General features: G+C 53.3%; 9 protein-coding genes. 3 read left to right on the top strand and 6 right to left on the bottom strand.

Features of this window, described 5'->3' with window-relative positions; all coding sequences use genetic code 11:
- Positions 1 to 46: 46 nt before the first annotated feature.
- Positions 47 to 907 carry a patatin-like phospholipase family protein gene (locus tag PGL01S_RS24335; protein WP_127497246.1) on the bottom strand — a complete coding sequence of 287 codons (861 nt, stop codon included), beginning with the start codon at positions 905 to 907 and terminating at the stop codon, positions 47 to 49.
- A 278-nt stretch (positions 908 to 1,185) separates the two neighbouring features.
- Between PGL01S_RS24335 and PGL01S_RS24340 the strand changes: the two genes are divergently transcribed.
- The gene (locus tag PGL01S_RS24340) at positions 1,186 to 2,106 is read left to right on the top strand and encodes an aldo/keto reductase (RefSeq protein WP_127497248.1); all 921 of its coding nucleotides are present in this window, start codon (positions 1,186 to 1,188) and stop codon (positions 2,104 to 2,106) included.
- A 138-nt stretch (positions 2,107 to 2,244) separates the two neighbouring features.
- Positions 2,245 to 3,150, top strand: a complete 906-nt coding sequence (locus PGL01S_RS24345; RefSeq protein ID WP_127497250.1) for an AraC family transcriptional regulator — start codon at positions 2,245 to 2,247, stop codon at positions 3,148 to 3,150.
- A 54-nt stretch (positions 3,151 to 3,204) separates the two neighbouring features.
- On the opposite strand, the gene PGL01S_RS24350 is transcribed toward PGL01S_RS24345, so the two are convergent.
- Together PGL01S_RS24350 and PGL01S_RS24355 are read right to left on the bottom strand one after the other, a co-directional pair.
- Entirely contained in the window at positions 3,205 to 5,040 is a 1,836-nt protein-coding gene (locus tag PGL01S_RS24350) for an S-layer homology domain-containing protein (RefSeq protein ID WP_164775582.1), read from the bottom strand.
- A 20-nt stretch (positions 5,041 to 5,060) separates the two neighbouring features.
- Positions 5,061 to 8,513: an Ig-like domain-containing protein gene (locus PGL01S_RS24355; RefSeq protein ID WP_127497255.1), complete on the bottom strand. Its 3,453-nt coding sequence runs from the start codon at positions 8,511 to 8,513 to the stop codon at positions 5,061 to 5,063.
- Positions 8,514 to 8,793: 280 nt separating this feature from the next.
- On the opposite strand from PGL01S_RS24355, the gene PGL01S_RS24360 reads away from it, so the two are divergent.
- Positions 8,794 to 10,080, top strand: coding sequence for a WD40/YVTN/BNR-like repeat-containing protein (locus PGL01S_RS24360; protein ID WP_127497257.1), 1,287 nt, complete (start codon positions 8,794 to 8,796; stop codon positions 10,078 to 10,080).
- A gap of 65 nt (positions 10,081 to 10,145) precedes the next feature.
- Here PGL01S_RS24360 and PGL01S_RS24365 read toward each other — a convergent pair whose 3' ends face one another.
- The 3 genes from PGL01S_RS24365 to PGL01S_RS24375 form a co-directional block, all read right to left on the bottom strand.
- Positions 10,146 to 10,745 (bottom strand): glycerol-3-phosphate acyltransferase, encoded by a 600-nt coding sequence (locus PGL01S_RS24365; protein ID WP_127497259.1) that lies wholly within the window; start codon positions 10,743 to 10,745, stop codon positions 10,146 to 10,148.
- Positions 10,742 to 11,842 (bottom strand): glycosyltransferase family 2 protein, encoded by a 1,101-nt coding sequence (locus PGL01S_RS24370; RefSeq protein WP_127497261.1) that lies wholly within the window; start codon positions 11,840 to 11,842, stop codon positions 10,742 to 10,744. The genes PGL01S_RS24365 and PGL01S_RS24370 overlap by 4 nt, the downstream gene beginning before the upstream one ends.
- 153 nt (positions 11,843 to 11,995) lie before the next feature.
- Positions 11,996 to 12,910 (bottom strand): ABC transporter ATP-binding protein, encoded by a 915-nt coding sequence (locus PGL01S_RS24375; RefSeq protein ID WP_127497316.1) that lies wholly within the window; start codon positions 12,908 to 12,910, stop codon positions 11,996 to 11,998.
- Between the last annotated feature and the right edge of the window lie 3 nt (positions 12,911 to 12,913).

A 12,913-nucleotide genomic window follows, 5' to 3' on the forward strand; every position in this document is an offset into this window, starting at 1 on the left:
TACTCGATTATAAAATAGATCCGGCTTCGCCCGCAATCCTCGCCGCTTAGCCTTCCATCCATTTCCGCAGCTGCGGCATCATGCGCTTCGCATCCTCGTAGCCCTGCTTGTACAAGGCATCAAGCTTCGCCGGATCCCGTTCCATCCTTCCAACCACAAGCGTTTCTTGCGGACGGATCACAAATACCGTGCCGTTCTTCTCCTGCTCGGCGATGTCATCCAGCGTCTCGTTATAACGTTCATGCCGACCGAGCATCCGTTCCACCAGCCTTGGATACTTCCGGTAGGCGCGCTGCACGATCCAGCTGAACCTGCCGGCCGATTTCCGGTAGTCCCCGTTCCTCGTCAGAATAAGCAGATTACGCTTATAGCCGTCGCTCTCAGCCTTCCCGAGCGGAATCGGATCGGATATCCCGCCGTCCAGCAGCTTCCGCCCTCCGTATTCCACAATCGGCGCGATAAAAGGAAGCGAGCTGGATGCCCGGAGCAGCCGCAGCAGGTCAAAGTCCTGTTCGCTTTTCCGGTAATATACGGTCTCTCCCGTCTCGCAGTCGGTTGTGCCAATGACGAACTCCTCCGGGCTCCGCTCGAAAGCCGCGTAATCGAACGGGACATGCCGATTCGGAATCTCGTCGAAGATAAAGTCCATGCCGAAGAGCTGACCCTTCTTCCAGAGGTTTTTCCAAGAGATATACCGCGGATCGCTTACCCATTCCACATTGACGGTCCGGTTGCGCCCAAGCTGTCTCGACAGATAGCTCGCCCCCATGCAAGCCCCTGCCGACACGCCGATCATATAAGGAAAATACACGTTATGCTCCGAAAAATACTCCAGCACGCCCGCCGTATACACGCCCCGCATGCCGCCGCCTTCCAGTACCAGTCCGATATTGTTCGCCGTACTCATGATTCCTGCCTCCTGCCAGTGGCTTCGTCTCTATTCGTTACTTTCATTGTAGCGTAATCGCTAAAGAAACTTAACAAACTTTCCTAAGTCCATGCCTTGAAACCAGCCATCAACTATGTCACAATCGAGAAGGATACGCGGGACAGTTGTCTATATCTCGTCAATTTGCAACCGATTACATAGTTGGCGGCAATTCAATCCGATTCCAGCAACAAGAATCATCACAAATAGCGTGATCCACGCATTGTGTAATCATCCATTTTAGGAGGGACTTATCAATGAGAACCATTAAACTCGGAAGCACTGCGCTTGAGGTACCGGTAGTTGCGGTTGGCTGTATGCGTATCAATTCCTTGGATAAAGCAGGGGCAGAGCGTTTTGTCCAAACGGCACTGGAGCAAGGGGCGAACTTCTTCGACCATGCGGACATTTACGGCGCCGGCACATGCGAGGAAATCTTTGCCGAAGCGATTCATATGAACGACAGCGTTCGTGAAAATATTATTTTGCAGTCCAAATGCGGCATTAAGCCGGGCGTTATGTTCGACTTCTCGAAGGAGCATATCCTTGCTTCGACGGACGCGATCCTGAAGCGCCTCAAAACCGACTACCTCGACATTCTGCTTCTGCACCGTCCGGATGCGCTGGTTGAGCCCGACGAAGTGGCTGAAGCGTTCGACCGTCTGGAAAGCTCCGGCAAAGTACGCCATTTCGGCGTATCGAACCAAAACCCGATGCAAATCGAGCTGCTCAAAAAATCGGTAAAACAGCCGATCGTGGCGAACCAGCTTCAACTCAGCATCACCAACGCGAACATGATCTCCAACGGCATTAACGTGAACATGGAGAACAACTCCGCGATTAACCGCGACGGCAGCATCCTGGACTACTGCCGCCTGCACGACATTACGGTTCAGCCTTGGTCGCCATTCCAATACGGCTTCTTCGAAGGCGTATTCCTGGGCAATGACAAGTTCCCTGAGCTGAACAAAGCGATCGACGCGATTGCCGGCAAATATGACGTGAGCAACACTACGATCGCCATTGCGTGGCTGCTCCGTCATCCTGCCAACATGCAGCCGGTTATCGGCTCGATGAACATCGAGCGTCTGAAGGACTGCGTAAAAGCAGCCGACATTACGCTTACCCGCGAAGAGTGGTACGAAATCTACCGCGCGGCAGGCAACATTTTGCCTTAAGAAGCTTTCTAGATTTACAAACAGCCTCTGGTTCAACGCCGGGGGCTGTTTCTTTTCCTATAGCAAGAATCATCAAGAACATCCGTTTCCATTCGTATACAATGAGGTCACCCGGAGAACAAGGAGGCAACCATTCGAGTGAAGCAAGACTATCTGGTGCAGATTCAGCAGACGATTGATTACATTGAAGCCCATATAAGCGAGGAGCTGTCTTTATCGCGGCTGGCGCAGGTTGCAAGGCTCTCGGACTTCCATTTCCACCGGGTCTTTCTATCCATGGCAGGAGAGACCGTGATGGAATATGTGCGTAAACGGCGTCTGGCGGTATCCGCTTACCAGGTGGCTTATTCGGATGCGAAGCTGATTGATATCGCTCTTGATGCCGGGTTTCAGAACCATGAGACCTTCACCCGCGCCTTCAAGCGCATGTTCGAAATGACGCCGGGAGAGTACCGCAAGCGGGAGATCAAGCCTCCTGCCTACTCCAGGCTGAACGTGCTGCAGCGCAAGTACAATCCCTATTTAGGAGGAATACGAATGGAATACAAGATCATAACCAAACCTGCTTTCAAGGTAATCGGCTACGAGATCCGTACCCGGGCAAACGGAGACAACCATAAAGAGATTCCGGCCTTCTGGCAGGAATATATTCAAAAAGAGCTGTACAAAAACATCCCGAACCGCGTGCACAAGGATTCCCCGGTCGAGCTTGGCATCTGCTACAACTTCGATATGGGCTCGGACATCTTCTCTTACCTGATTGGCATGGAAGCGGAAACCTTTGACGGCGTGGAAGGCGAAGGCCTCGTATGCCGTGAGTTCGACGGCGCCGAATACGCCGTGTTCACTACGCCAAAGGTGCCGCGCGAGCAGTTCTCCTCCTCCATTCAGAATACGTGGATGACCGTCTTTAGCGAGTGGTTCCCTCATTCGGGCTACGAGCATGCCGGCACTCCGGAGTTCGAGCTCTACGACGAGCGCAGCAATCATGAGCTGGCGGAGATTCAGATGGACATCTATATCCCAATCAAGAAAAAGGCTTAATGCAGCGAAAAAAGCTATTCCCCTGCCGAGGGGAATAGCTTTTTTTATGTCTGCCTAGGAATTAATAAGTCCGGCCGCAACCAGTACGCGCTTCATCATAACGGCCGACTCCGCGCGGGTAATCGGCTGCTTCGGCAGAAGCTTGCCGTTTGTTCCTTTTACGATGCCCTGCTTCGTTCCGGATGCGACCGCCTCAAGCGCCCAGCTGTCGATGTTTTTCTTATCGCTGAACGGGTCGGTCAGCCCTGCGGTTTCGCTAGCCGAAGCTTGTAACAGGCCAGTCATGGAAGAAGCACGATTCATCATCACAATCGCTTCCTGCCGGGAGATCGAAGCATTCGGATGGAAGCCTCCGTCCGAATATCCCGTAATAAGACCGTACGACACGGCGTTCGCTACCGCGTCGTGGTACCATGCTGTCGCACCCACATCGCGGAAAGATACTCGAGTATCGTCCTTGGGAGCATGAATGCCGAGTGCCCGCAGCAAAATCGCGGTGAATTCCGCCCGCGTTACGGAGCGGTCCGGCGCAAAGCGGTCTGCGGATACGCCCTGGATCACCATACGGGATGCCAGATCGTTAATGTCGGCTTTCGCCCAATGATTCGTTACGTCGGCAAAGGTTTTAGAATGCCATACGACCGCGTACGTGCTGTTCGTCAAGCTGTTGATCTGTGCGTAGTAGTGACCCTCCGATTGCGTAATGACGGTAGGCACGTGAGTGATCGTACCGTCGCTTGCCATCACAACGCCAGTCGTGATACGGGAAGGGTCAACGCCGTCCGGAATCGCAATCGTGCGGCTTACGTAATTCGAGAAGTGGTCTATCGTAACCGATTTGCCTCTGTAGCTTGCCGTAACTTCAAACTGAACCGGCGTAGCGATAAGATCCGCCTCACTGTTAGCGGCGGCTTGCTCTACGCTTTGTTTATCCTTCGCGACCGATATGGTTACTTGAATCTTAATATCCTGCAAAGCCGTCCCCGCACCCCATTGTCCGGCAACCTGGTCGATATTCATCTGCGACGCAGACAACCTATAGCTGGCCTGATTGGTCTGGATGACAAGCGCTGCATCCCTATTTTCCATCAACTTGACCAGCTGTCCGTTCAGCTCGCCAACGACGACTTCGCGGCTGCCTTCCACTGGAAGCGTCAGCGTTTTGATCTGATTCTGTTTCAGCTGCTCGGCAACCTTCTCATTATCCACGCTGATGGTCGTAACAACCCGGCCGTTAACGACAACGCTTGTCAGCGTAGCCGATTCGCCCTGCTCCTTGCCGTCCACAATCACCTTCACTTTGCCGGTATCGATCGGCAGATTTGGATACACCGTAACCTCGCCTTCCGTTACCGCCACGGGCAAGGAGTGCATGTCCCCGTCCGTAAAGGTCAGGCTGACGGGATCTTCCTTATCAACCGTCAGCTTCTGCTTGGCGGATTCCGAGCCGGATTTTGCTTTCACTTGTACCGTAAACAGCTGTTTAGCCTCGTTAATCAACCGGTCGCCGCCCGTTGTATCTACCCAGATCACGCGAAGCCAACCGCTTTCCTGATCCGTATTGGACACGAAGCAGCCTTCCTGCGATTCGCTGCATGTCTCCGTATTCGCGTCGCCGTACTTCGGCTTAACGCTAATGATTTCGAGGGCTTTTGGGTCGTAATTCAGCTGGACGTTATACGAGCCGATCCCTCTTTCCGGCTGCTTGATCGATACCGGGATATCCACTGTCCCGCCGGTATTAACTGACACGTCGCCAATCTTCAGCTCGATGGGGGAGCTCTTCGCGGCAAAAACGTAGGGGCTGCCTAGCGACAATCCGCCCAGCAGCAGGGTAACAGCCAGCAAAGCCACTAGTAAAGGATTAAACATCTTCCGCTGTAAGGTCATGTTGAGCCTCCAATAAATTTTTATGGCGTATGATTGCCCATGTACTGGAATGAGCCTGCCGGATAAACGTTCCATTGGTCTTCGTCGTATTCAATCGATGCGCCGTTCACTCCGGATTTGCGGACAAGGGTTTTGCCGCTGGCTAATAACCCGCCCGGACCTGTTTCGGTTGGATCTCCCAATACATCAATCGTTTGAGTGCCCCTTTTTAAAACGATTGCTTTTAGAATCTTGTCGGGGTCGTTAATAATCACTTCATCGTTATAATACGTTGCATGCGTAACGTCAAAGAAGTCGTAAAACGTCCGGTCTATGAAAATAAAAGGCATGTTTTTATAAAACTCAAAAGCGATTGGATAGTTGCTGACTACGGTGGTATGGCTCTTGGTGTCATAGCGGTACACCGACACCGAGTAGGTATTCGCAGGGATCTTGTCCCCGCCTGGAGCCGCCGTTGGCGCATAGAGTTCTATGGCTATTTGAGAATCAGAACCGCGCAGAAACTCCGAAATATACATCTCCGGCACGATCTCAACCGACGTTGTCTTGAAGGCAAAGGCGCTAACCGTCTTGTTGCCGATCAAGCTGACATCCACGAAGGCTCCCGCTTCGACTACCGCATAATACTCCGTATTAGCCGTGAAGGCATTATGCTGAATCGTTACAGTTGAACCGTTCACGGATACTTTTGATCCGTTCGCCGCGTCTATCGTCTCGACCACGCTGTTATCGGCTTTCTTGTAGATCGTAATCTTTTTCCCCGCTGCGGCCGTGACGTTCTTGTCAAAGGTCATCGTCAGCGGATCTGCCTTCTTAACCTTGGTTGCTCCAGCTGCAGGAACCGTATTGATTACGTTCGGTTCGATTTCCGCCTTAATCGTCAGGTTCTGCGAGGTAATCGCATGCCCGCTTGCGACAGCCGAAGATGATGCCGTAACCGAGAAATCCGTGATGTCCGCATCAAAATCCGTACCGTCATAATCGAACATGACATAAGCCGATCCATCAGGTAACACTCCCGCACCGATAATCGATAAGCCCGCCGGTGCATGGTTCAATGCAAAATCATTCATGTCGACATCACTCAAGAACGTATCCCCGGTCAGGGTTAATGTTACGAAAGCTCCGGCATTCAAGGTGCCTTCAACCAGTGGTGCGCCCGGATCTACGGCAGCCAGCAATTCACGTGTATCCTTGGACGTGAATGCCCAATCCGATACACCCGCGAACGGATTACCCGCCGCATCCTTCACTGCCCCCGCTTCAATCTGAATGACATACCCCTTCAACGCATCAAACGGAGCATGCTGAATCGTTAGCGTGTCACCGCTAACCGATACCTCCGAATCGCTGCCAAAGGTATAAATGGCAAACTCGGTCTGATCCTTGGCATTAACAATCTTTACCGTCTTCCCATTCACCGGCACGACCGGTTCGCTAAACGTCACCGTAAGCTTATCCGCCAGTTCTACCCCCGTACTGTTACCCGTAGGATTGAAGCTGCTCGCAACCGGCGCAATCGTATCCGGCGTTGAGAAATTCCATGCCAATATTCCTTGCAAGCCGTCATAGTAGTTGCCCGCAGCATCCCGGAATGCTCCCGCGTCGATTTCCACGTAAAAATCTGCGCCGTCGGCCAGGTTCGGATTAAGCAGCGTCACGGTATTACTGTTAATCTGGACGGCATTTGCATCCGTCGCGTTATAGGTCTTGAACAGACTGTTGTCGGAAGCCCGGTAAATACGAACGGTCTTGCCGTTTACCGCTTGTACGGGCTCAGAGAATTCCATCGAGATATCGGCTGTCCGGTTTACGCCGGAGGCATCGTCCGCAGGCGTCGTTGACTGAAGAACCGGCGCAATCGTATCCGGCGTGGCGAACGACCAATCCGTACCATTGATTCCCGCAAAGTTGTTGCCGCTAAGGTCAGTCAACGCCCCCGCCTCCACTTCGATGGAGTAAGACGTCGTCTCGGCCAAGCCCGGATTATGAATCATCACCGACTTGCCGCTGATCGTCACTTTCGAGGTATCCGCAGCGTCATAGGAGACAAGCTCGCTATGATCCGCGTTGAGAATCGTTATTTTTTTACCGCTAACGGCATGAACATTCTCATCCAGCGTCAAGGTGAAGTTCGACGCTTTATTAGCATCCGCCGCTCCGTTCGCCGGGGATAATGCGGCCGTAACCGGCCCTTCCGTATCTACGGTTGTAAAGCCCCAGCCCGTGCTTCCGGAAATACCCCTAAACGGATTGCCGACAAGATCGGTAAAGGCGCCCGCATCAATCGTGACGTAATAAGCCGTCGCATTGTCGAGTCCCGGATTAACAAGAACGGCCGTGGTGCCGGTCACCGTCACTTTCGAGGTATCCGATGCGAGGTAGATCGTCACCGGTTGATTGTCCGACGCACGGTATATATGTATGCTTTTGCCTGCTGCCGCTTTGATCGGCTCATTAAACACAATCTGCAGCTGTTCGGTCCGGCTTGCGGCATTCGATAGAGCTACCGGCGTCGTTCCCGTTACGACAGGCGGCGAAGTATCGGGAACCAAGCCGATTGTGCCTGCCCGGGCAGCAGAGCCAGCTGCTCCGTTCGAATCAACCGGAGTAACCTCGAAGAAGAGGTAATGATCGACATCCGCGTCCTGAACGGTGTACGTTGTTGTTATTTCACCGGCAATCGGCGCCTTGTCGGAGCCGTCAGCAAGAGTGCCGCGGTACCATTGATAAAGCGTCGTGCCCTCGGCATCGTTCTCCGGATCGGCATAACGGTATCCGCCCGTTAGCGCGCTGCCCGTTTGCACCGTTCCCGTAATCGCAACCTTGTCGGCGACCGGCGCATCGTTGCTGTCTTTCAGCTCGGCAATAAACTTTACTCCGCCCGTTGCCGGCGTTTTGCCGACATAGCTATTCAACAGCACGGTTGCATCGGCCGTTGTAATGACGCCGTCGCGGTTAACGTCTAGCCTGTTTTTCTCCTGATCCGTTATCGGAAGCTTGGAATTAATCACTTTATAGATGTACAGCACGTCGGCTGAGGTTAATAGACCGTCCCCCGTTGTATCCCCAAGGAGAGTTACGTTTAGATCTACGTAATCGGTTAAAGCAAGCGAGGTAGAATCACTGCCCGTAATCGCAAGACGGGTAACACCAGGCTCTTTGACGCGAACTTCGATCCGGCCATTAGCCGCTGTTGCCGTTGCCACATTTGATTTGCTCGAGGAGGCCGTTACGGTGACCGGACCCGTAAACTGCGGGAATACGCCGCTGACGTCAAAGCTGAAAGAGTCTCCGTTAACCGCCATGCCGGCGCTCAGCCATCCGCTGTCCCCCGTTACCGGCGTCAACAACGTATTGACCGGCTCTGCATGCACGGTTTGTCCGCCAACTAGCGGTACTGTAAGCAGGAAAGCCGATAAGGCGCAAGCTGCTCTCTTCGAATGACGAGAGCTGTTCATTCGTACGTTCATGTCATCGTTCCCCTCCTGGTGATTGGACTCTACGCTGCGAACCTAGAATGACTAAAGAACTATATTTTCGCACCCTTATATGAGTCTTTAAGCCCATTATTCGACACATTTTGCCATAATCCTTTATATTGTGGCATGAAATTCCACATTTGATTGTCGAATCCCCCCTACCGAATGACTAAATTACTTTATTACTAAAATTCCCTGCAACTCTGCAGAAACATGGTTCGTCTAAGGGGAGGAAGGTTAAGCTAATAATAAAAACCAGGCGGTGAACATCATGAAAAAAATCAGCACCCTTGTTTTACTCGTAACGCTCAGTTTGACCCTGCTTATGGCAGGCTGTTCGAAGGCGGATAACTCGGCTAACACACCATCCTCTAACAACTCCACCAACCAGACGTCAAACTCTAATAATACGGATACAGGCTCGACGAATACGAGCACGAATGCGCCTAGCACGGAACCGGAGAACACTCCTTCGCAGCAGCCAAGCAATAACGGCGGCAGCACTTCCGAGAATCCAACTCCGATCAGCACGAATGAGAAAACCGTTCAGATCGGCAATGTTACGGCACTTCGTCTTGCCGATTCGAAGGCGGGCTGGGTAGCCGGCAATGGCCAGATCGCCAGAACCGATGACGGCGGCGCACACTGGAGGCTGCAATATTCGGGCAGCAAGCCGATTAATCAGATTTTTGCCCTTAGCAGCAATAAAGTGTGGGCAACCATTGGCGACAGCAATGCCAAAAGCCTAATCCTCATTCAATCGACGAATGGCGGCAAATCATGGACGAAGGCCGGTACCGTGCCTAATCATGGATTCCTCCATTTCACGAACGACAAAACGGCCTTCAGCGGCAATGCGATGACCAAAGACGGCGGCAAAACCTGGACGGAGCTGCAAACGCCGGGCAAAGAAATTGGCGAGGTATACTTCCATGACGTGAACAACGGCTGGGCGGTGCAAGTAGTGAATGGACGGCTTCTCTTCATGCATACCGGGAATGGCGGTAAAACTTGGAATACCGTGATGACACGCAAGACGGAAGACGCTCCTAACAACGTCATCATCCGTTCCACGGCAGCTAACGATGCCTGGATTGAGCTGATTGGAGGCTCCGGCATGTCCCAAACCTCCTATTCGCTGTTCCATACGGCAAACGGCGGCAAAACCTGGCTTCCTGCCATCGTGAGGAACGGAGCAGGCTCCGGTCCGGCACCAGGCTTCACGATGGACGATGCATCGGTTCCTAAAGGCATGACCAGCTCGGCTCCAGGCACCTTGTATGTCGTAAATCCGCAGACCGCGATTATGGGCGGGCAATGCTCGGCATGCGACAAACCTAACACCATCATGAAAACAACGGACGGCGGCAAGCATTGGACAATCAGCAAGTCCGAATTTACGGGCTACGGCACGCAATTCATTGGCGCATCGGATGCCAGCCATATCTGGTTCATCACGACGGACGCGTCTAATGCAGCCGTTCTGAACACGTCCTCCGACGGAGGAAAGACGTGGCACAAGGCCTTTACTTTCAAAAAGCCGCAGGTTCAAAAATAAAGCTTGCGCAAAAAGCCCTTCTGCAGCCTGCAGAAGGGCTTTGCTTTTTTATTGAAAATCGCAACTCAGTTCGTGTCCTTCATGCCTATCAGCTCTTTCCGGTGCGAATAGGCTAGCAGAATAAAGTTAATCAGCCCTAGAAGCACGTATGGCCAGGAGTAATTGTCCAGAACCAGATAGATGGATAACAGCAGCATCCCCAGCACAACATGAAAGGCGTCGGTCTCCGAGGAGATAGGCCTGCCCTTGCTCAGCCGTCTGGACGCCAATAGCAGCACCGCCAATATAATCGCATAGGCGAGGGATGCCGCAAAGCCGGTAAGCCCGCTCCAGACGCCGAAGGTCACGGCAATCGCTTTACCGCCCTTCCAATCGGCAAACGGAGAGAACATATGGCCAAGGATAGCCGCCGCCGCGGGAAAAATAATACCGAAACCGGTAACCGTGTCGCCATGCTGCATCAAGGCCAAGGGCAGGTAACCCTTCCCAAAATCCAGCACAATGCCGGCGAAGCCGTATCCGTAGCCCGCTGCCTTCCATAAATTTATCGCACCCGGATTGCCGTCTCCGTAGGTTATCAGATTAATCTTCATAAGCCTGCCGATCCAATACGAGAACATCAAGGAACCCGCCAGAAACGCTAATGCCGTCCATCCGATGATCATGGATTGCCACGCCCCCCTACCTCAATGCTTCTGCCCTTCCAGGCTACCTTCCGCAGAAACACTACCTGATACAGAGAATAAAGCATAACGTACAAGAAGAAGACCGTGCTTAACAGATGAACGGCCGGAAGCCAGATGCCGAAGCGCCCCGTATAGCCGACGAAATAATAAATTTGCAGCGTGTAGATCGCATAACCGATGGCTAAGGGCAGCAGCGCGGACGTTCCGATGACAAAAGGAGCCACTTCCGCCGCGATAAGGCCGATTAGCCAGACGGCTATGAGCAGCGTGGTTCCGATATGCAGCTTGCTTGTGCTGAGCACGGCCCCTTTGCTAAAGCCTTGAATTTCGCTTTTGATCCCGCCGGGATACATGCGGAAGGACACCATTCCCCGGCCGATATAATTCTTCACTTTCACCCCGGCCTGGATAAACCGCGCTCCCAGGTTCAGATCGTCAAGCACCTCGCCTTTGACGCTCTCATGTCCTTTCGCCTGCTCGTAATCCTCCCTTGTGGCGAGAATACAGGAGCCGTATAAACCCTTATTCGGGTTTGTCCGCTCCATGGGAGACGTAAAAGCGAACAAGCCAAGCAGGTTCGGGATAAGCGCCAGCCGCTCGTAAAATTTTTCCGCCACGTGAAAAGGAACAACCGAGAGAACCCCGCCCTCCTTCTCTCTCGCAGCCAGCAGGGAGCGCACCGCGTCGGGCGCCAGGCGGACATCCGCATCCAGAAACAGAATCAGCTCGCCCTCGGCCTGCAGGTAACCGTTCCAGACCGCCCAGTTCTTGCCTGTCCATCCGGACGGGAGTTCCGGGTTCGAGACGACTTTTATGCCATAGCTCTCCGCAATGGCCTGCGTACGGTCCTCCGAATGATCGTCCACCACAATAATCTCAAACGGTTTATAGGACTGAGCCTTAAGGGAGCCCAGCAAAAAAGGCAAATTGCCTTCCTCATTACGGGCTGGGATAATAACCGACAGCTTTCTTTCTTGAAAGGGACCTTCGCTGCTGACAGGCACCGTATTTCTTCGGAAAAGCACAAACCCCATGGCTGAGGCGCATACGAGTAAGGCTGTGATCAATACCCCCAATGTCTCACACCCCCCAATAAGCTTATATAGCAAATATATGGCTTTGGCAGTCGTTCTAAGAACGTTTATCTGCCCGGGGGGAGGCTTGATCCATTCATTTTTTATTTCATGTATCGGGAGGAAGCCTATAGACATGCAGGTCAGGACAGATACCTATGCCTTTTTCTTTCCTAATTGCGGGATTTCCCGCTCAGGCGGCCCGATTCTTACATGCTTCCCGTCGAACGACAGCACGGCCTTGCCTTCTACCTGCATCTGCTCCAGATAATCCTTAGGGATTTGCAGCCTCCCGATTTGATCGATAACGACAAACTGCTCGTGGCGGGAGCCAAACCGGGCATCCTGCTCCGATTGCTCCTGCCCCCCGGGCTCATCCGATTGCCCATCGCCTTCCCGCTTGATCCACTCTGTGCTGGTCAGCCCGTCGCGGATCGCCACGACTCGGTCGACCTGATCGGCTACGGACAGGTCATGGGTAACGATGACAATCGTCACTCCCATCTCCCGGTTCAAGCGGCGAAAAATTCGCAGGATCTGCTCCCCCGTGGCGTGATCCACCGAACCGGTTGGTTCGTCGGCCAGCACCAGCTGCGGCCGGTTCGCCAGGGAAATGGCAAGAGCGACGCGCTGCTGCTCGCCGCCGCTCAGTTGGGTAAGCCTGCTGCCCATCCGGCGCTCCAGCCCGACAGCCGCAAGCAGCTGCTTTGCATAAGCCCGGTCGGGCTTGCCGTGAATCAGCATGGGCAGCTCGACATTTTGCAATGCGGTCAGGTAGGGAACCAGATTGCGCCCGTTATTTTGCCAGATGAACCCGACAGTCTCCCGTTTGTAGGCGATCAGCTGCTCCTTGGTCATCTTCAGCAGGTCCCAATTGCCTACATGCGCCCGGCCCGCCGAAGGACGGTCAAGCCCGCCCAATATGTTAAGCAGAGTTGATTTCCCGCTTCCGCTGTTGCCGATAATCGCCATCATTTCGCCCTGCTCCACCGTGAGGTTCAGCCCGTGGAGGGCCACTACTTCCACCTCTTCCGTTTTATAGATTTTGACCAGGCCCTCGCAATAAATCATTGG

The sequence above is a fragment of the Paenibacillus glycanilyticus NBRC 16618 genome (genome assembly GCF_004000805.1).
GTDB lineage: Bacteria > Bacillota > Bacilli > Paenibacillales > Paenibacillaceae > Pristimantibacillus > Pristimantibacillus glycanilyticus.